Here is a 20,147-nt window from a genome sequence, read left to right as displayed (position 1 = left end):
GAGAAGTATGTCGAATCAATCTATAGCATGTCATGGAACAACGCTGTTCCGGCTGCTGGACCCCATCCGCTGCGAAGCCGCATGAAGCAGCCTGAGTCTGACAGGAGCGTGAATTGATGAAGTCATACTTACAGCCGTTTATGCAGTATTTGTCCGGGGACAAAGGATTGTCTCCTAGTACGCTGGAATCCTATGGACGGGATATATCGCAGTTTCTGGAGTTTGCGGAAGAGCGCGGCCTGGACGCGGCAGAAGAGATTAGAAGAACACATATTATGCTTTATCTGGGTGCCCTGCGCGGGGCAGGGAAGGCAGCAGCCACGGTGAACCGGAATACGGTATCGCTGCGTGCCTATTTTCATTTTTTGCTGAAGGAACGGCTGATTGTCCAAGATCCTACGCTGGATATGGAAGCCATCAAGCCGATTCACAAACCGCCGATCATTCTTAGTATTGAGGAGATAGAGCGCCTGCTGGCGGCTCCGGATGAAGCTGCTCCCCAGGGGATGCGCGATAAGGCTATGCTGGAGCTGCTCTATGCGACGGGTATCCGTGTGACGGAGCTGATCTCGCTGAATGTGGAGGATGTGAACACCGGCCTGCGGTTTGCGCGCTGCAGCGGCGCCTCCGGCAAGGAGCGTGTGGTCCCGATCGGCGTGATTGCTGCGGACTGCGTTGCCCGTTATGCCTCTGGGATGCGGGACAAGCTGCTGCGTGCAAGCCGGGAGGAGCCTGCGCTGTTCTTGAACAGTCTGGGGGGACGGCTGACCCGTCAGGGCTTTTGGAAAATCGTCAAAAAATACGCGCGTGAAGCTCAGATTGACCAGGACATCACGCCGCATACCCTGCGCCACTCCTTCGCTGCCCATCTGCTGGAGGGCGGAGCGGACCTGCGCTCTGTGCAGCAGATGCTGGGCCATTCCGATAGTTCGACCACTCAGATTTACAGCGGAATTGCCCGCAAGAATATGAAGGAGGTCTACGAGAATCATCATCCCCGGGCGAAATAGCCGGCTGTACAGGGATGAGGGACCTTAGGAATAACGGGCAGGCGGACTTGGATTGGGCCGAAAAGATGCTTTTTGTGAGTAAGAAAGTTATGATGGAATCATACTGAAGAAATCGCTCCCGGGAGAGGTTCTCCCGGAGTTTCTTCATGCTTAGAGCACAGGGCAGAATTATGCAAACTATAAAAGGAGTGAAGACGGCAATGTCCTCATTTAAACGCATCGGATTTATTGTTCTGGACAGTGTAGGTATCGGTGAAGCGCCGGATGCTGCTAATTTCGGAGATACAGGCTCCCATACGCTCGGACATATTCTGGAACGGGTTCCGGGTCTTAAGCTTCCGAATCTGCAGCAGCTTGGGTTGGCGAATATTGCGCCGCTGCCACCACTTGAACCGGTAACGGCCCCTACAGGCTACTACGGTAAAATGCAGGAGGTATCTGTAGGCAAGGACACGATGACCGGCCACTGGGAGCTGATGGGGCTGAAGATCGAGGTTCCTTTTAACACCTACTTCGACGGCTTCCCGGCGGAGCTGATTGAGAAGTTCGAAGCGGCTACCGGACGCAAGGTCATCGGCAACAAGCCGGCTTCCGGCACCGAGATTCTCGTGGAATACGGCGAGGAACAGATGAAGACGGGGGCATGGATTGTCTATACCTCGGCGGACAGCGTGTTCCAGCTTGCGGCGCATGAAGATATTATCCCTCTGGAGGAGCTATACAGCGCCTGCCGGATCGCCCGTGAGCTGACGATGGCTCCCGAGTTCTCCGTAGGCCGCGTGATTGCCCGCCCTTATGTCGGCGAGCCGGGAAATTTCGTGCGTACACCTAACCGTCATGATTATGCGGTGAAGCCGCCGGAGCCAACGGTGATGAACGCGCTGGAGGATATCGGCAAGGATGTGATTGCTGTCGGCAAGATCAATGATATTTTTACCGGCGAAGGGGTAACCGCAACCTATCCGACCAAAAGCAATGAACATGGCATCCAGATTACCATCGACGAGCTGCGCAAGCCGTTTAACGGCTTCCTGTTCACCAATCTGGTGGACTTCGATTCCCTCTACGGCCACCGCCGTGATCCGGAAGGCTACGGCCGTGCGCTGGAGGTATTCGATCAGGCGCTGCCTGAGCTGCTCAGTACTCTTGGTGAGGATGATCTGCTGATCATCTCCGCAGACCATGGTAATGACCCGGTTCACGCCGGAACGGACCACACGCGCGAGTATGTGCCGCTCTTGGTCTACAGCCCGAGATTCAAGACTCCCGGCAGCCTCGGCATCCGCCAGACCTTCTCGGATGTAGCCGCCACAATCGCCGATAACTTCGGAGCGAAGGCTCCGCAGTATGGGACAAGCTTCCTAGCTCAACTAATCTAATTCTGGAGGAAACCAAACCATGACCACCATAACCTCAAGCAAAATTCAAGAAGCAGCTGTATACATCAAAGATAAATGCACCGTCGCCCCCGAAATCGGGCTGATCCTGGGCTCCGGCCTCGGCGTTCTGGCGGATCTGATCACAGATGAAGTGGTTATTCCTTATCATGAGATTCCTCATTTCCCGGTGTCTACAGTAGAAGGACATGAAGGCGAGCTGCTGATCGGCATGATCGAAGGCCGCCGCGTGGTCATGATGAAGGGCCGCTTCCACATGTATGAAGGCTACGGCCCTGAGGTTACAGCCTTCCCGGTACGGGTGATGAAGGAGCTGGGCGTAACCAGCCTGCTGGTCACCAACGCGGCCGGTGGCGTCAACACCGAATACACACCGGGCGATCTCATGCTGATCACGGACCACCTGAACCTGACCGGACGCAATCCGCTGAGCGGACCGAATGACAATGCGCTGGGCGTACGGTTCCCGGATATGTCTTCGGCATACAGCCCGCGTCTGATTGCAGCTGCCAAGGAAGCTGCCGCAGCCCTGAACTTCGAGTTCAAGGAAGGCGTATACGCGGGTCTGCTCGGACCGAACTATGAGACCCCTGCTGAGATCGTCATGCTGCGCCGCCAAGGAGCAGATGCTGTAGGCATGTCGACTGTATCTGAGACCATCGTTGCCCGTCATGCCGGAATTGAAGTACTGGGCATTTCCTGTATCACCAACATGGCGGCCGGTATTCTGCCGCAGCCGCTGAATCATGCAGAGGTGATGGAGACCGCTGAGCGTGTGCGTGAGCAGTTCCTGAAGCTTGTGCTCGCTTTTATTCCCAAAATGTAGGTACTGCTTCACATACGCGTTATTCTATACACAATTCATATCCGGGAGGATCAACCTATGACAACACCAACAACAGTCCCATACGGCACTCAAGTGAAGGAAGCCGCTGCTTATATTCAGTCCAAATTCGGCGGTTATACACCGGCTATCGGCCTTATTCTGGGTTCAGGTCTTGGCGATCTGGGCGATCAGATCGAAGATGCAGTCTACCTGCCTTATGAAGAAATTCCGCATTTCCCCCATTCAACAGTAGAAGGCCATGCCGGACGGTTCGTGATCGGGAAGCTGGAAGGCAAGGATGTAATGATCATGCAGGGCCGTTTTCACTACTATGAAGGTTATGAGATGCGCAAGGTAGTTCTTCCGGTCTATGTAATGGCTAAGCTGGGCATCGGCACTCTTGTCATTACCAACGCTGGCGGCGGGATGAACAGAGCGTTCAAGGCAGGCGACCTGATGCTGATTACCGACCACCTCAATATGACTGGCGACAACCCGCTGATCGGACCGAATGATCCGGAGCTTGGCGTAAGATTCCCTGATATGTCCAGTGCGTATGACCCTGAATATATCGAACTTGCGAAAAAGCTTGCAGGCGGAGTTACAGGTGTGGATGGTGAAGCGCTTGTCCTGCAGGAAGGCGTATATGCCGGCATCAGCGGCCCGACTTATGAGACACCGGCTGAGCTGAAAATGCTGGCCTATCTCGGCGGCGATGCCGTGGGAATGTCCACCGTGCCGGAGGTTATCGTTGCCAGCCACAGCAAGCTGCGCGTGCTCGGCATTACCTGTATCACCGACATGGCGATCGGCGATGAGCTAGAGCCGCTCACCCATGAGCAGGTGGTAAAAGTGGCGAACCTGACCAAGCCTAAATTCATCGGATTGGTGCGTGCCTTCGTCCGTGAGGTGCAGGTCTAATGCGTGCCGTTGATCTCATTCAGAAGAAAAGAGACGGCGGTGAGCTGAGCCGTGAAGAAATCGCTTTTCTGATTCAAGGCTACAGCAAGGGGGAGATCCCGGATTACCAGATTTCCGCCTGGGCGATGGCTGTGTATTTCCGCGGTATGAATGCGCGGGAGACCGGCGACCTGACCCTGGAGATGGCGATGTCCGGCGACCAGGTGGATCTTAGCCCGATTGCGGGCATCAAGGTGGACAAGCATTCTACCGGAGGCGTGGGCGATAAGACGACGGTTGTGCTTGCACCATTGGTTGCAGCGGCCGGAGTTCCGGTAGCCAAAATGTCCGGGCGCGGCCTAGGCCATACCGGAGGCACGCTGGATAAGCTGGAGTCGATTACTGGCTTCTCGGTGGAGATGGACCGGGAACGGTTCTTCGCCCAGGTGGGCGAGATCGGCGCGGCTGTGATCGGCCAATCCGGCAACATCACGCCGGCAGACAAGAAGCTGTATGCTCTGCGTGATGTGACAGCCACGGTGGAATCCATTCCGCTCATTGCCAGCTCCGTCATGAGTAAAAAGATTGCCGCAGGTGCGGACGCCATCGTGCTGGATGTGAAGACCGGCAGCGGTGCGTTCATGAAGACGCTTGACGATTCCATTGCGCTCGCCCAGGCGATGGTAGATATCGGCACTCACCTTGGCCGCAACACGGTAGCGGTCATCAGCGACATGGACCAGCCGCTGGGCTTCGGCATCGGTAATGCCCTGGAGATCAAGGAGGGCATCGAGACCTTGAACGGCCACGGGCCGAAGGATCTGCAGGAGGTCTGCCTGATCCTGGGCAGCCAGATGCTCGTACTTGGCGGCAAGGCAAAGGACGAAGAAGAAGCACGTTCCATACTGCTGTCCCATATCGGGGACGGCAGTGCGCTGGATAAGTTCAAGCAGATGGTATCGGCCCAAGGCGGCGATGCCTCACAGATTGATTCTCCTGACACCTTGCCCGCTGCCCGCCGATTCATCGAGGTCAAGGCGGAGGCCGCAGGTTATGTGGAGAGCATCCAGGCTGAAGAGATCGGTGTGGCCGCGATGCTGCTCGGTGCGGGACGCGAGACGAAGGAGTCTGTGATCGATCTGGCGGTCGGCATTCAGCTCTCGCTGAAGGTGGGCGACGCCGTGGCCGCAGGCGATACGCTGGCAGTGCTGCATGTGAACGATGCCAGCGAGGGCAAGGTGAAGGAGGCCGAAGCCAAAGTGCTGGAAGCCTACCGCATCTCTGCCCAGCCGGTTCCGCCGCAGCCGCTGGTTTTTGCGCTGGTGACCAAGGATGGGGTAACGCGTTACTAGCCGGAAACAGAGTAAATACGCTGGAATCCAGTTAATACAAACAAGCCGTACGAATCAGCATATTGCTGGCGTACGGCTTGTTTTATTTGAAGCGATCCGGCTGACCTTGGGGCCCCTCTGTCTACCCCACCGGCAGATAGTCCTCCATAGCAGACATCATCACGTAAGCCCCGTTACTTTTGTTACAGAGAGCAGTAACGGTTGTGCCACGTTCGGGATAGAAGGCGGAATGGAAGCTGATCCCGGGATCGTAGCCCATGATATGGTACTTCAGGACCTTTTCGCTGCGGCCGGCCTGTATCCACACGCCATAACCGTAATAGCTATCCTTCTGCTCATGAATATGCGGTGTCAGCAGCAGAGCCGTGTTCTCTGCCCGTAACAGCTTGTGTTCAAGCAAGCCGCTCCACAGCTTATGCATATCCGCCGCCGTAACAAATGCCCCTCCGTCCCCGCCTCCGACTACCGGAATGGAGTAAATGTTGCTGGTCTTGCGCCCGTTGGTGCTGTCAATGTACCCTTGCGCAGTGTGGGCCGGAAGCGCATCAAGCGTGAAATAGCCGGAATCTTTCATCCCGCAAGTCAGAAAAATATGCTGTTCTACATATTCCGTGAACGGCTGTCCGCTGACGGCTTCTACAAGCATTGCAAGCATAATATCCTGCATTGTTATAGTGAAAACGCCCGCCTGGGGCGAATTTCATAGAAAGCCTAGCGAACAGCGGGAGGAAATCAGCAGGCCGCCTAAGCGTGTACATCGGGGTCTCCTTCCACAGTGCCGCGAAATCCTCCATCTCCTCTTCATCGAAGTAATCCGGTATGCCCGAGCTGTGAGTCAATAGCTGATGCACCGTGACCGCTGGGTCGAACAATGGAAATTCCTGCTTCGGCAGGATGTCCAGTATTTTGGCGTCAAAAGAAAACAAACCCTGCTCTGCGAGCTGGCAGACGGCAATGGCGGTAAATAGCTTGCTGCCGGAAGCGATAGCGAAGCGGGTGTGGACCTGATTGAGCCGTAGATCCCCGATATTAGCCAGTCCAAAAGCTGCCGCTGCAAGGACATGCTCCCGTTCCGCCACTTGTACGACCCCTGAGAATCCCGTCCGCCGGGCCTCTTCACTGATGATTTGGGCCAGTTTGCCCGTATTAATCTGATGTGCAGGCTTCATTGGATGAAGCACCTCCTGTCTGAAATAAGCATCAGTCTCCTGTTACATTTCGCTACTTGGGAGAATTAACCTTTATTTATTGATGGTGAACCGCAAGAGTGTACGCTACACGTAAGGTTTATCTGCAAAGCACAAGAAATGCTGTTCCAGTTTGGCAGGGCGGTACATTGTGGACATTTTGCCGGATGAGATAGTATAAATGCAAACATGACAAACATGAGCATGCATCCGGGGAGGAATTAGAATGGCACTTCATCAAACGATTACAGTCTTGAACGCACTGGACAGCGCTTATGTTAACGGTAAGCAGGTCAAGCAGTTATTCGCAGAATATCCTGCGGTTAAGGTTGAGATTCAGAAGGTGGAAGGGGAAAAGGGCAGCACGGAATTCGTCAAAATCACGATTCCGGGCAGCGAAGGCAAGCTTGGCGGCGGCTCTGCCCCAACGTTCGGCATTGTCGGCAGACTGGGTGGTATCGGGGCACGCCCGAGCCGGATTGGCCTGGTCTCTGATGCAGACGGTGCGGTAGCGGCGATTGCTTCTGCGCTGAAGCTGGCAGACATGCAGACCAAAGGGGATGTGCTGCTGGGGGATGTGCTGGTGACCACTCATATTTGCCCGGGTGCTCCGACCCTGCCGCACGAGCCGGTGGATTTCATGGATTCCCCTGTGGATATTCTGCAGATGAATGAACATGAAGTGCTGCCGGAGATGGAAGCGGTTCTATCGATTGATACGACCAAAGGCAACCGTGTGATTAACCACAAAGGAATCGCTATCTCGCCGACTGTCAAAGAAGGGTACATTCTGCGGGTCAGTGAAGATTTGCTGCGGATCAAGGAAATGACGACAGGGCAGTATCCGGTTACCTTTCCAGTAACGACTCAGGATATTACCCCTTACGGCAACGGGCTGTATCATATCAATTCCATTCTTCAGCCTGCGGTAGCTACCTCTGCTCCGGTGGTGGGCCTTGCGATTACTGCCCAGTCTATGGTTCCGGGCTGCGGTACTGGTGCCAGCCATGAGGTGGATATTGCTCAAGCGGTGCGTTTTGCTATCGAGACGGCCAAGGAAGTAACGCAGGGCACATGCGCTTTCTACAACGAAGCAGAGTTTGCCAAAATTACTGAGCTGTACGGCTCCATGAGTGTGCTGCAAACGCTTGGTAAACCGGCAGTCATTTCTCACTAACAAGATAACAGATGTACATGTACAGTCAGGCGCTGAGCTTTCTTCAGCGCCTGCTCTGTTAGCACAGGTTAACACAGCTTGGCTGTAACCCATAGCGTCTGGAGGGATAAGGATGAAGAATATCGGGCTGATTACAATTGGGCAAGCGCCCAGGCAGGATGTCGCGCCTATCATTGAGAAATACCTGGAAGGCAAGGCGGGACTGGTACAATCCGGGGTGCTGGACGGGTTCACGGCTGAACAGGTTAAGGAGTACTACAATCCGGCCCCGGGGGAGTATGTGCTGACCACCCGTATGACAGACGGGTCTGCTGCGGTGATCTCCCGGGAGCGGATACAGTCTGTTCTGCAAGGGAAGATTGATGCTATGGAAGCCGCTGGGATTCGGACGATCCTGCTGGCTTGCACAGGAGTTTTTCCGGGGCTGCATACATCTGTTGCCCATCTGATTGAGCCGGATCGGATCATCCCGCCGGTCGTGCAGGCAATGCTGGACGGGCGCCGTCTGGGATTGATTGGCCCTTTGCCCGAGCAGGAGGACGCAATGATTGAGAAATTCGCAGGAGCCGGAGTGCGGCTTCCGTTCGCAGCGGCTTCACCTTATACGGGTACGGAAGCGGATTTTCGCGCCGCAGCAGAGCGTCTGCAGGATCATGCGGACGTGATCGTACTTGACTGTATGGGATATGTGGAGCAGCATAGACAGTGGGCGGCCTCCGCAGGAGTGCCCGCCGTGCTGTCCAATGCCCTGATGGGCAAGCTGGTAGCAGAAATGGTGTAATTCGGGAGGAAATGAAGATGAGTGAAGCAAGAATCGGAATTAGCATGAATGTTCTTAAGGATTGTCTCGGGCTTGCCAGCGGAGAACTGCTGGCTGTAGTAGCCGACGATGATAAGCGTGATCTGGCCGAGTCGGTCTATGAGGCAGGCAAGCGGCTGGGAGCGGAATCGATGCTGCTGGTCATGCAGCCGCGGAGCAGATCGGGGGAGGAGCCACCGGCTCCGGTTGCCGAAGCTATGGCTAAGGCAGATGTGGCCGTATGTATTACGACCCACTCGATGACACATACGGCGGCGCGCAAGCAGGCAGCCGCAGCAGGAACCCGGGTAGCGACCATGCCGGGAGTCACCGATGATATGTTCAGCAACGGGGCGATTACTGCGGATTATGGGCAGGTGAAGGCACTAACCGAGCAGGTTGCATCGCTGTTGTCTGCGGGCAGTAGGGTGCGTGTGGAGAAGGAAGGGCTAGTTCTTAGTTTCTCTATTGACGGCCGGGATGGTATTCTTAGTACCGGATTATATCTAAATCCGGGAGAGTCAGGCAACCTACCCTCCGGTGAAGCTTATATTGCGCCGCTGGAAGGCACAGCTACCGGCCAGATTAAGGTGGACGGATCGGTTGCAGGGATCGGTGCCTTGGACGGCCCGATGGTGCTGACCGTGGAAGATGGACGGCTGATCCATGCCGGCGGGGAGCATGGCGGCAAGCTGCTGGACATGCTTGGCGATGGCGATGGCAGGCTGCTTGGCGAGTTCGGCATCGGGACCAACAACAAGGCCCGGATCACAGGTGTGGTGCTGGAGGATGAGAAGGTGTACGGGACGATCCATGTGGCTTTTGGCAGCAATAATACGTTCGGCGGAGTTGTGGCGGCTGGCGTACATATTGATGCTGTGGTCATGAAGCCGGATGTGTACATCGACGACAAGCTGATTATGCAGGCTGGGGAATTGCTGTAATTGCTGTTATTGCTACAAGAGGCATTCACGCACTTTACTGGAGTAGGGGGAGACAGGATGCTTGGAATCATACGTGTTATTACATTGCAGGAGAGCTCTGCAATTCAGTTACATGGGGATTTAATTGAGCGGCGGTACGGTCTGCCGGTGATAAGCCGCTGCATCCCGGATCAGCCTCAGGGTGTGTATGATGCGCAGACAGAGGCGGAATCCATTCCGAAGATTATCTCACTTGCGCGGGAACTGGAGCAGCAGGGCTGCACGGCAATCGGCATCAGCTGTGCTGCTGATCCGGCCTTGGCAGAAGCCAGAGAGGCGGTGAATGTTCCTGTGCTGGGAGCAGGCTCCTGCGCGGCCCATATGGCTATGGCGTACAGCAACCGGGTGGGCGTGCTGACGATTCTGGAAGAGGTGCCGCCGCTCATCCGCGGCATTCTCGGCGGGGCTTATATTGGCATGGACCGCCCCGACGGCGTGACGACCACGCTGGATCTGGGCACGCCCGCCGGACGGGCAGACGCGCTGGCCGGTGCCGCCCGGCTCGTGGAGCGCGGCGCCGAAGTTCTGGTGCTGGCGTGCACCGGCTTCGCCACCATCGGGCTGGCGGCGGAGCTGGAAGAACGGCTGGGCATTCGCGCGTTCGATCCGATTCTTTGCCTCGGTGCGGCTGCCTCAGCGTCAGCCTCAGCTTCAGGAACTTCTGCTGCGGGAGATGTGCGCCGCTCGTAGTTAGCCTTGTGTTGGACGGTTTGTAGAAACTCGCTTTTCCTGTAAGTGTGGGCAGACTACGTATGTAGGCGATGTGTGGCAAATAATGCGTGAAAATCAATGTGTGGCAAACTAATAGCTGATCTCTTCAAAGCGTTCCTCCTGGCTCAGGGCAGGGGACGCTTCTTTGTGGTTAGGGGATTAGAGGAGCACAAGTGCCCCTGAATTCGGCGGGATGGACTATGAGGATGATAGCGGCGGGGGGGCAGGTTTGGGGAAGCAGGAGTAGCACGGCGTAGATGAATATCTTTGGAGTAACTAAATGGGTTAGAGCACTTTGCCATAGGTAACATATCTGCATACATCTGCCGTCCGTAACCAAAGGGATAAATCCCTCCGAATCCGGCGAAACGTGCTCCACGCTCGTAATTGGTGGGGGAGGGGGCAGAGACGTAGGGACTATAGGAGCGGCCATTTGGGAGTTGGTGAGAGATAGATCCTTTTGATCCACTCCGCCTCTTGCAATCGCTTCTCATTCTTCCGCCCTCATCCAATTTATTCCTAATGCGTTTTCACACCGAAAATATCGCCAACTGGATATGATTTTCCTGTGGCTCGGCGGGAATCTCTGATAAACTAGCGGGAACGCAAAAAGTGGCTGGCGGCAGAGATGTGGCATATTTCAGGAAAAATCATGAAATACTGAAGACAGCAGAGGGAGGCGGAAGGGTGAATACACGAGGAATTACGCTGCGGGAACTAATGGAGCTCTCGGTGCTAGGGAAAGCGAAGGTCATCAGCGGGGAGCAGGGGCTGGACCGGGTGGTGCGGTTCGTCGATATTATGGAGGTTCCGGATCTGAAGGGCTGGATCAGCGAAGGGGTGATGCTGCTGACGACAGCCTATTCGATCCGGCATGATCCTTCACTGCTGACCGAGGTGATCTACACGCTCGATAATCTGGGCGCAGCGGCGCTGGCGATCAAGCCGGCCCGCTTCCTGAAGGAGATCCCGCAGGGAGCCATCGAGGCCAGCAATGCCTGCGGTCTGCCTATTGTGGAAATTCCGCCCGAGATTCCCTACACGGATATCACCCAGCCGGTGATGGAGCTGCTGCTGGGGCGGCAGGCGATGCTGCTGCGCCGGGCGGAGGAGGTCTACCGCACGCTGACCACCATGGTGCTGGAGAACAGCGGCATTCAGGCGGTCAGCGATAGTGTGGCGGAGTTCCTTAAGGCCCCGGTGGCACTCGTGGATACGGAGCGGAAGATTATTGTATCCTCACCGGCAGATTATGACTGGACTCAGAGCGCCGCACCGCTGAGCTGGAACATCCATGTGGACCGCCGGACGGTTGCCCGGCTGCTCGTCCACAAGGAGCGGCTCGATGATATGGAAGAGGTGGGCATCGAGCAGGCCCGGCTTGTCTTTGCCCTTGAACTGATGCGGCGTAAGGTAGCCGAGGATACGGAATTCCGGCTGCGCGGCAACTTCATAGATGAGCTGCTGACTCCACCGCTGCCGTCGAGACATGAGGTCCAGCGGCGGGCCCGCCAGCTCGGGATGAACCCGGAGCACAAGTGGGAGGTGGCCGTCATTGAAGGGGAGACGGCGCCGAGCGAGGAGACGGTGAACCGGCTGCTGGAGCGGGAGGCGAAGAAGCGCGGGGTCACACCGCACGCAGAGTACCGTTCGAGCCGGGCGGTGCTGTTCCTGCCTACGCAGGAGGGGCGCAGGTTCACGCCGGGCGGTGACGCAGAGGAGCCGTGGGAGAATACGCTGCGCGGCTGGCTGGAGGACAAGACAGAAGGCTTAAGCACCTACCGCTGCGGCATCGGCACCTCGGAATATCTGTGGGACATCCACACCAGCTACAACGAGGCGCGCAAAGCGCTGTCCATCTCCAGAAGGCTGGGGCAAGGTCCCGGCGGGATCACCCGCTATGAAGAGATGGAGGTCTATCATCTGCTGGAGGGGCTTGGCGGTCCCGGATTCGAGCGGCTGTTCGAGCGTAAGCTGGGCAAGCTGCTGCAATACGACCAGGAGCATGACAGCAATATGCTGCTGACCTTCTATCATTATCTGGAATGCCGGGGCAGTCTGATTGAGACAGCGAACAGCCTCTATATCCACCGCAACTCCGTTAAATACCGGCTGGAGCGGATTCGGGATATCACCGGCTTCGATCTGAATGATCCGCGCGAGCAGTTCGTCTGTCATTTGTGCCTGATTTACTACTACCTCCAGGAAAAATAGGCGTCGTTGGAAGAATTCTGGAATGTCATGTGAGTAAATGTAACATTCGTAGTCCTTGATAGTGCACAACCGACAAACGGTTGTGCATTTTTTTAGCTGAACGGGACGTAGAGGGGCTGTGAAATTCTATGTAGAATTAGCTCAACACTTTAATAAGGCAAAGGAAACACGCAGTACCTGACATGAGAGCGGAAGTTGTTCGAAAGCTAAGGCGCAGCATCATTGGCACAGAAGTCGTAAGGGGGTTGATTCATTGTTTGCTTATACATTAAAAAGATTGGTGCAGATGATTCCAGCCTTGCTCGGCATTATCGTCATTACCTTCATCCTGTCGAGAGTCCTGCCGGGCGATCCTGCGATTATGCTGGCCGGAGAGCAGGCTCCAGAGGAGATTGTGAACAAGATCCGCCAGGATATGGGGCTGGACAAGCCGCTGTATATCCAGTTCTTCGCTTACATCGGGCAGCTGCTGCAAGGCGATATCGGCTATGCCTATCACACCGGACATTCGGTCGCAAGTGACCTGGCCTCGCGCTTCCCGGCTACGATTGAGCTGACTCTGGCCAGCATCCTGATTGCGGTTCTAATCGCCATTCCGGTAGGCATTGTGGCTGCTACCCGTAAGGAATCCCTGCTGGATCATATCTCGCGTGTGTTCTCCCTGATAGGTGCTTGTGTGCCGATCTTCTGGCTCGGACTGATGTTCATCTATATCTTCTACTCCATTCTGGGCTGGGCACCGGCGCCGATGGGACGGATCAGCGGGGATCTTAACCCGCCGGTGCATATCACCGGGCTGTATGTACTGGACAGTTTGCTCTCCGCAGATACCGCCGCACTCAAAAGCAGTCTCGCGCATCTGCTGCTTCCGGCGATCTGCCTCAGTACCGGAACGATGGCGATCATCGCCCGGATGACCCGCTCCAGTATGCTGGAGGTGGTCGATCAGGATTTCGTCCGCACCGCCCGGGCCAAGGGGCTGCGGGAATCGGCCGTCATCTACAAGCACGCACTGGTCAATGCGCTGATTCCCACGCTAACAGTGCTCGGACTCCAGTTCGGCTTCCTGATGGGCGGCGCGGTCATCACGGAGACGATCTTCTCCTGGCCGGGAATCGGCGGCTATGTCACCGACTCCATCCTGGCGGCGGATTATGCGCCGATCCAGGCGTTCACCCTGGTCAGTGCCGTGCTCTACTGCGGAATTAACCTGGCGGTCGACCTGATCTACGGGTTCATTGACCCGAGAATCCGTTATGAATAGAACAGCTTGTGTGAGAGGAGGAGATTGCTTGTGAGCACTGCAGCACATTCAGCACAGGGCAGTCCGGCGAAGCCGGCACCGGCCAAGCCCCGGACCCTATTATCCCTGCTGTTGCACAACCGCCTGGCGGCCATCGGGCTGACCTTCATCCTAATCTGGACCGTGGTAGCCATCTTCGCCCCCTGGCTGGCTCCGCATGATCCGTTTGTCACGGATATGGCGAGCAAGCTGCAGCCGCCCTCCGGCAGCCATTGGTTCGGAACCGACAACTTCGGCCGGGATATTCTCAGCCGGGTGCTGTACGGCGCACGGATCAGTATCTGGACCGGCCTGATCGCGGTCTCGATCTCCTTCCTGATCGGGATGCCGCTGGGCGGGATTGCCGCTTACTACGGCGGCCGGACCGGAACCATCATCATGCGGGTCATGGATGTATTGTTGTCCTTCCCGTCACTGGTCTTGTCGATGGCGATTGCGGCCTCGATAGGCGCCGGACTCAGCAGCGCAATGATCGCCGTCGGCATTGTCGGCATTCCCGAATTCGCCCGGCTGATGTTCGGCCAGACGGTCTCGCTGCGGGAGAAGGAGTATATCGAAGCCAGCCGGGCCATTGGAGTGAAGGATAGAGTCATTCTGTACCGCCACATTCTGCCGAATGCCCTGGCTCCGCTAATGGTGCAGGCTACGCTCGGGATGGGCTTCGCCATCCTGACCGCATCCAGTCTTAGCTTCCTAGGGCTGGGGGTCAGACCCCCGATTGCCGAATGGGGCGCGATGATCTCTGAAGGCCGGGAATATATCATTTCCGGGCAATGGTGGCTGGTTACTTTTCCAGGCCTCGGCATTGCTACCTCTATCTTAGGCTTCAACTTACTCGGAGACGGCTTCCGGGATGTGCTTGACCCGCGGTTGCGTTCGGGGAAATGAGGCGGAGCAGGGGAATCCCCCAAGGCTGCCCCATCCCCGATAGAGATAGATAGATTAACGTCAGCTGGAACGTAAGGCGGCAGATAATCATCAGCAGCACAAGTAGTTGTTATGCAAGCAGGATATAGAAAAGGGAGGAATTACCCGATGAAAAAAGTTAAACTGTTGTCCACACTCGTCGCTTTTTCAATCATGCTTGCCGGATGCGCCAGCAGCGCCAATCCGCAGACCCCTGCTGCCACTTCGGCGGGAACAGATACCGCAGCAGCAACAGCTGCCCCGGTCAAAAAGAACCTGACGGTGGCCTATTCCGAGGGCGGCACCACGCTCGACCCGGCGGAAGCCAATGATCTGACCTCCGATACACTTGTGCTGGCCGCTTATGATCAGCTGGTCACCTACGGCATCAAGACCGAGAATGGCGCCAGCATCGCCAATACCGAAGACATCAAGCCCATGCTCGCTGAGAGCTGGGAAGTGAATGCTGACAACACGGTGTACACTTTCAAGCTGAAATCCGGCGTGAGCTTCCAGAGCGGCAATCCGGTGGATGCCGAGGCGGTGGCGTACTCTTTTGAACGTGTGGCGAAGTCCAGCTCCGGCAGCTTCCTCTACGGTATGGCATCCATTAAATCGGTTGCGGTAAAAGACCCTTCGACGGTTGAAGTGACTCTGACCAATGCCAATCATAATTTCCTGCAGATTCTGGCAATGTACACTTTCTCCATCGTGGACCAGAAGACGGTAGAAGCGCAGGGGGCAGACTACCTGAAGACGAATGCGGCCGGCTCCGGCCCGTTCAAGCTTACGAAGTGGGACCCGGCTACCGAAGCTGTTTTCACCGCTAATGATAGCTACTGGCAGGGTGCGCCAAGCCTCGGCAAGGTAACTCTGAAGTTCACCAAGGAAGCCTCGAACCGCGTGCTGCTGCTGGGTAAGGGCGATGTAGACATGGCGATTGAGATTCCTCCGAAGGATGTATCCACGCTCGAGAGCAATTCGGCGCTGACGGTCGCTTCCAATGCGAGTAACCGGATTCTGTTCTTCGCCATGAACAACAAGGTTAAGCCATTCGATAATGTAAAAGTCCGTCAGGCGATCAACTATGCGATTCCTTACGATCAGCTGCTGAGCGGGGTCATGTACGGCCAGGCCAAGCAGATGAAGAGTGCGGTAGCGAGCAACACACCAGGCTTCACTGATGCAGGCTATGTGTATGAGTACAATCTCGACAAGGCCAAAGCGCTGCTGAAGGAAGCAGGCTATGAGAAGGGCTTTGACTTCGACTTCACGCTGGGCTCCGGCTTCGATGACTGGGAAGATGATGCGGTCCTGATCCAGGCCGAGCTGGCCAAAATCGGAGTCAACATGAAGATCAACAAGCTGGCCCGTGCCCAGTTCCTGGAGCAGCAGAAGACCAATAATCTGACCTCTTATATCTCTAAATGGACTTCATTCGTCAATGATCCCGGTTATCACCTCGGCTTCCTGCTGTACGGCAAGGGCTCTTCCAACTATATCAACTACCAGAACGCTGAAGTAGACAAGCTGTGGGAGCAGGCGAACCTGGAGACAGATACGGCGAAGCGCACAGAGCTCTACAAGCAGGCTCAGGAGATCATCACGACAGAAGCACCTTGGGCGTATCTCTACGAATATAACCGCATTGTCGGTATGAGCAACAAGATCAGCGGCTACGCCTTCTACCCGGATGAAGTGATCCGTTTCTATCCGCTGTCGATTACAGAATAAGCAGGTTTGGCTAAAAGAGAGCGGACAAGCCCTGGGCTTCGTCCCTCTTCTTGTCACAAATTCAAACGCTCCCCTGCGAGGGGAACAAAAAGGAGAATTCGTAACCCATGACGGACTGGAAAAGCAAGGTGCTGGAGGCCATAGATGCCGGGCAGGAGGAGCTGCTGGAGTTGTGCTCTAAGCTGATCCAATTCCCTTCGGAGAATCCGCCGGGCGATTCGCGGGAGATCAGCGCTTATATTATTAGTTATCTGAAGGAAGCCGGGATCGACACTTCGATCTATCCGGCGACTGAAACCATGTTCAATCTGGTGTCCACCCTGGGCGCTGGAGCAGAAGAGCGTACCGGCAAAAAGCTGATCTACTGCGGACATACCGATGTCGTTCCGGCGGGAGACCGCTCGCGCTGGGATTTCGATCCGTTCTGCGGCGATATCGTGGACGGCTATCTGCTGGGCAGAGGCGCTTCGGATATGAAGGCGGGTCTGGCCGGGTTAATCTACGTCACTGCACTGCTGTCGAAGCTGGGCGTTCCGCTGCAAGGGGATCTGTCCCTGCTGATCGTGCCTGATGAAGAGACCGGAGGTCATCTTGGAGTTCCCTGGGTGCTGGAGCGCGGCCTGATTACCGGAACCGCTGCGGTGATTGCCGAGCCTTCCGGCCCGCTGAACCCGACCATCGGGCAAAAGGGCAGCTGCTGGTTCGAATTCACCGTCGAAGGCACACCGGGTCACGGCAGCCTGTCGCCAGTGGTTGGAGACAGCGCCATTGTGAAGGCAGCCAAGGGCATTGAAGCCTTACAGCGGCTATGGGATATCAAAGTGGACATTCCCGAAGAAGTCCGGGAGATTATCCGCATCTCGCAGGAGTATGTGAAAGGCAGCGAAGAAAGAGATTCCCTCGCCTATCAGGTATTCGACCATGTGACGGTTAACATCGGAACGATTCAGGGCGGAACCAAGGTGAACGTAGTAGCAGACCGCTGCAGCATTCAGGTCGATTCCCGTGTACCGTTCGGGGTAGACTACCGGGATGTGCTGGACCGTGCCCGCTCCCTGCTGCTTGAAGCCGGCATTGAATCCGAGGTGAAGGGCTTCGGCTTCCAGGGCAATGCCAACTGGACCCCGAGTGAGGAGCCGGTGGTCAAGGATCTGGTTGAGAGTATCTGTGAGGTGAGCGGGGAAGAAGCCTACGGGGTGCTGCAATGGGCCTCCAGCGATGCGCGCCATTTCCGCACGCATAACATTCCTGTGCTGCAATATGGCCCGGCCGAGCTGTCTACGATTCATAATTTTAACGAGAAGGCTCCCGTCTGGCAGATTATCCAGTGTGCGAAGGTGTATGCTTTGACGGCGCTTAAATATCTGGGTGTGGAAGAAGAGGAATAAGAAGAGGAATAATAAATTGGGGTAGGAGGAGGGGCAATCATGACAGAACTGCTGGAGGTATCAGGGCTATGCACCGAATTCCAGACAGCGGCGGGTACGATCCGTGCGGTGGACGGCATCAGTCTGTCAGTGCGCAAGGGAGAGACGCTGGGCATTGTCGGTGAATCCGGCTGCGGCAAAAGCATCACCTCACTCTCGATCATGCAGCTGCTGCCTAAGCGGATCAGCCGGATTGCTTCCGGCCACATCCGCTTTGAGGGCAAGGATATGCTGGAGATGTCGGTAAAAGAGGTACGGAGCATCCGTGGGAACCGGATTGCGATGATTTTTCAGGAGCCGATGACCTCGCTGAATCCGGTGTTCAAAATCGGGCGCCAGATCTCCGAATCCGCCCGTTATCATCTGAAGCTGAGCAAGAAGGAAGCCGACGCTCGGGCGGTGGAGATGCTGCGCAAGGTGGGAATTCCCCGCCCGGAGAAGATTGCCCAGCAGTATGCCCATCAGCTCTCCGGCGGGATGCGGCAGCGGGTAATGATTGCGATGGCGATGGTCTGTAGTCCCCAATTGCTCATTGCCGATGAGCCGACGACAGCGCTGGATGTGACCATTCAGGCCCAGATCCTTGATCTGATGCGGGACCTGCAAAAGAATGAGGGCATGTCGATCCTGATGATCACACATGATCTGGGAGTCGTTGCCGAGATGTGCGACCGGGTCGTTATCATGTACGCGGGTCAGATTGTCGAGGAGACAGATGTGGCTACTTTGTACAGCCAGCCGCTGCACCCGTATACGCAAGGGCTGCTGGCTTCCCTGCCCCAGCTGGCGGGGGATGAGGACCGTCTCAGCTCGATTCCGGGCCAGGTGCCGAATCCGGCCAGCCTGCCGCCCGGCTGCCGGTTCGCGCCGCGTTGTCCTGTAGCGGTGGACCGCTGCCGGGAGCAGCTCCCGGAGCTGCTTGAGGTGCAGCCGGGCCATACATGCCGCTGTATCCTGCAGCAGGAGGGGGTTCTATGACCACATTACTGGAAGTCCGCAATCTGAAAAAGCATTATCCGATCCGCAAAGGCTTCTTCTCTAAGCAGGTCGGAGCAGTCAAAGCCGTTGACGGCATTACCCTATCCGTTGAGCAGGGAGAGACCCTGGCTGTGGTTGGAGAATCCGGCTGCGGGAAATCGACCACCGGACGGGCTATTCTGCGGCTGATTGAGCCGACAGAAGGCGAGATTGTGTTCGCTGTACCGATGTGCGCAGCCTGAATACCGAGCAGCTCCGCAAGTTCCGTACCGATATGCAAATGGTGTTCCAGGACCCTTATGCTTCGCTCGACCCCCGCTGGACTGTCCAGCGCATTCTGGAGGAACCGCTCCGTACCCACGGATCGGCTCCCGCCGGAGAGCTGAAGAGCAGGGTCGAGCAGCTGATGGAGGTGGTGGGCCTGTCCCCCTATCAGGCTCACCGTTTTCCCCATGAATTCTCCGGCGGCCAGCGGCAGCGGATCGGGATTGCCCGTGCGCTTGCGCTGAATCCGAAGTTCATTGTCTGCGATGAGCCGGTATCGGCACTGGATGTCTCCATCCAGGCACAGGTATTGAATCTGATGCAGGATCTGCAGGAGCAATACGGCCTTACTTATATGTTCATTTCGCATGACCTGTCGGTTGTGAAGTTCATCAGCGACCGGGTGGCGGTCATGTACCTGGGGCGGATTGTCGAGCTTGCGCCGACCAAGGCGCTCTTCGCAAAGCCGCTGCATCCTTATACGCAGGCGCTGATGTCTGCCGTTCCGGTACCGAATCCGGGACTGAAAAAGCAGCGCATCGTCCTGACCGGGGATGTTCCGAACCCGGAGACACCGCCCACGGGCTGTGCCTTTCACCCCCGTTGTCCGCATGCGATGGACCGCTGCAAGTCGGAAGCGCCGCTGCTGCGGGAGCTGGATTCAGGCCATCAGGTGGCTTGTCATTTGTATTAAGTAATGTGTGAGGAGGGGCCATCCGGCAGCGGGTGGCCCTTGCGCTGTCTGCCAGGCTACTGATGCCATGTACTGCACGCTACTGATGCCACGCCATTCTAACGCACGAACCACGCAATTCAATTCCGGACTAACCACACTCCACCAGCCTAACGCTTCCTCCGGGACTAAGTGCTCAGCGCGCCCCACCTTCCAATCAACACTCCTGGTACTCATTAATCAGCATCTCCAGTACCAAATCGAAAAACCGATTACATTCGGCGCTTCGGAGGCGCGTGGTCCAAA

15 protein-coding genes and 2 pseudogenes are annotated in these 20,147 nt (G+C 56.4%); 16 read left to right on the top strand and 1 reads right to left on the bottom strand.

What is annotated here, in order from left to right; genetic code table 11:
* The first annotated feature begins 116 nt into the window (after positions 1 to 116).
* The 5 genes from xerD (at position 117) to MKZ07_RS12075 (ending at position 5,485) form a co-directional block, all read left to right on the top strand.
* Positions 117 to 1,010, top strand: a complete 894-nt coding sequence (gene xerD, locus MKZ07_RS12095) for a site-specific tyrosine recombinase XerD (RefSeq protein ID WP_036698301.1) — start codon at positions 117 to 119, stop codon at positions 1,008 to 1,010.
* A 200-nt stretch (positions 1,011 to 1,210) separates the two neighbouring features.
* On the top strand, positions 1,211 to 2,389 hold the full coding sequence (deoB, locus tag MKZ07_RS12090; RefSeq protein ID WP_036698293.1) for a phosphopentomutase: 1,179 nt from the start codon (positions 1,211 to 1,213) through the stop codon (positions 2,387 to 2,389).
* Positions 2,390 to 2,408: 19 nt separating this feature from the next.
* The gene (locus tag MKZ07_RS12085) at positions 2,409 to 3,233 is read left to right on the top strand and encodes a purine-nucleoside phosphorylase (protein WP_036698291.1); all 825 of its coding nucleotides are present in this window, start codon (positions 2,409 to 2,411) and stop codon (positions 3,231 to 3,233) included.
* A 57-nt stretch (positions 3,234 to 3,290) separates the two neighbouring features.
* Positions 3,291 to 4,154, top strand: coding sequence for a purine-nucleoside phosphorylase (locus tag MKZ07_RS12080; RefSeq protein ID WP_051493867.1), 864 nt, complete (start codon positions 3,291 to 3,293; stop codon positions 4,152 to 4,154).
* Complete coding sequence (locus tag MKZ07_RS12075) at positions 4,154 to 5,485, top strand: pyrimidine-nucleoside phosphorylase (protein ID WP_341025947.1); 1,332 nt, start codon at positions 4,154 to 4,156, stop codon at positions 5,483 to 5,485. The genes MKZ07_RS12080 and MKZ07_RS12075 overlap by 1 nt, the downstream gene beginning before the upstream one ends.
* Positions 5,486 to 5,606: 121 nt before the next feature.
* Here MKZ07_RS12075 and MKZ07_RS33575 read toward each other — a convergent pair.
* Positions 5,607 to 6,654 (bottom strand): annotated as a pseudogene (locus MKZ07_RS33575) (serine hydrolase domain-containing protein).
* A gap of 244 nt (positions 6,655 to 6,898) precedes the next feature.
* Here MKZ07_RS33575 and MKZ07_RS12060 point away from each other — a divergent pair.
* The 11 genes and pseudogenes from MKZ07_RS12060 (at position 6,899) to MKZ07_RS12010 (ending at position 19,862) form a co-directional block, all read left to right on the top strand.
* Positions 6,899 to 7,849 (top strand): DUF1177 domain-containing protein, encoded by a 951-nt coding sequence (locus MKZ07_RS12060; RefSeq protein WP_036698286.1) that lies wholly within the window; start codon positions 6,899 to 6,901, stop codon positions 7,847 to 7,849.
* A gap of 112 nt (positions 7,850 to 7,961) precedes the next feature.
* Positions 7,962 to 8,630 carry an AroM family protein gene (locus MKZ07_RS12055; RefSeq protein ID WP_036698285.1) on the top strand — a complete coding sequence of 223 codons (669 nt, stop codon included), beginning with the start codon at positions 7,962 to 7,964 and terminating at the stop codon, positions 8,628 to 8,630.
* Between the two features lie 17 nt (positions 8,631 to 8,647).
* Positions 8,648 to 9,592, top strand: coding sequence for an aminopeptidase (locus MKZ07_RS12050; protein WP_036698283.1), 945 nt, complete (start codon positions 8,648 to 8,650; stop codon positions 9,590 to 9,592).
* A gap of 57 nt (positions 9,593 to 9,649) precedes the next feature.
* Positions 9,650 to 10,321, top strand: coding sequence for an aspartate/glutamate racemase family protein (locus MKZ07_RS12045; RefSeq protein WP_036698282.1), 672 nt, complete (start codon positions 9,650 to 9,652; stop codon positions 10,319 to 10,321).
* Positions 10,322 to 11,029: 708 nt separating this feature from the next.
* A complete protein-coding gene (locus MKZ07_RS12040; protein ID WP_036698780.1) occupies positions 11,030 to 12,556 on the top strand; it encodes a PucR family transcriptional regulator in 1,527 nt (508 codons plus the stop codon).
* A 253-nt stretch (positions 12,557 to 12,809) separates the two neighbouring features.
* Positions 12,810 to 13,820, top strand: a complete 1,011-nt coding sequence (locus tag MKZ07_RS12035) for an ABC transporter permease (protein ID WP_200869233.1) — start codon at positions 12,810 to 12,812, stop codon at positions 13,818 to 13,820.
* Positions 13,821 to 13,850: 30 nt separating this feature from the next.
* Positions 13,851 to 14,747: an ABC transporter permease gene (locus MKZ07_RS12030; protein WP_036698280.1), complete on the top strand. Its 897-nt coding sequence runs from the start codon at positions 13,851 to 13,853 to the stop codon at positions 14,745 to 14,747.
* Between the two features lie 147 nt (positions 14,748 to 14,894).
* Positions 14,895 to 16,499: an ABC transporter substrate-binding protein gene (locus tag MKZ07_RS12025; RefSeq protein ID WP_036698278.1), complete on the top strand. Its 1,605-nt coding sequence runs from the start codon at positions 14,895 to 14,897 to the stop codon at positions 16,497 to 16,499.
* A 107-nt stretch (positions 16,500 to 16,606) separates the two neighbouring features.
* Complete coding sequence (locus MKZ07_RS12020) at positions 16,607 to 17,887, top strand: M20 family metallopeptidase (RefSeq protein WP_341025936.1); 1,281 nt, start codon at positions 16,607 to 16,609, stop codon at positions 17,885 to 17,887.
* 39 nt (positions 17,888 to 17,926) lie between these two features.
* A complete protein-coding gene (locus MKZ07_RS12015) occupies positions 17,927 to 18,904 on the top strand; it encodes an ABC transporter ATP-binding protein (protein ID WP_036698274.1) in 978 nt (325 codons plus the stop codon).
* Positions 18,901 to 19,862 (top strand): annotated as a pseudogene (locus tag MKZ07_RS12010) (ABC transporter ATP-binding protein). The gene MKZ07_RS12015 and the pseudogene MKZ07_RS12010 overlap by 4 nt, the downstream one beginning before the upstream one ends.
* Positions 19,863 to 20,147: the final 285 nt, after the last annotated feature.

This window comes from Paenibacillus sp. FSL P4-0338, assembly GCF_038002365.1.
GTDB lineage: Bacteria > Bacillota > Bacilli > Paenibacillales > Paenibacillaceae > Paenibacillus_AQ.
Note: the sequence above shows the minus strand (reverse complement) of the source record. Positions and strands in the feature narration are given on the sequence as shown.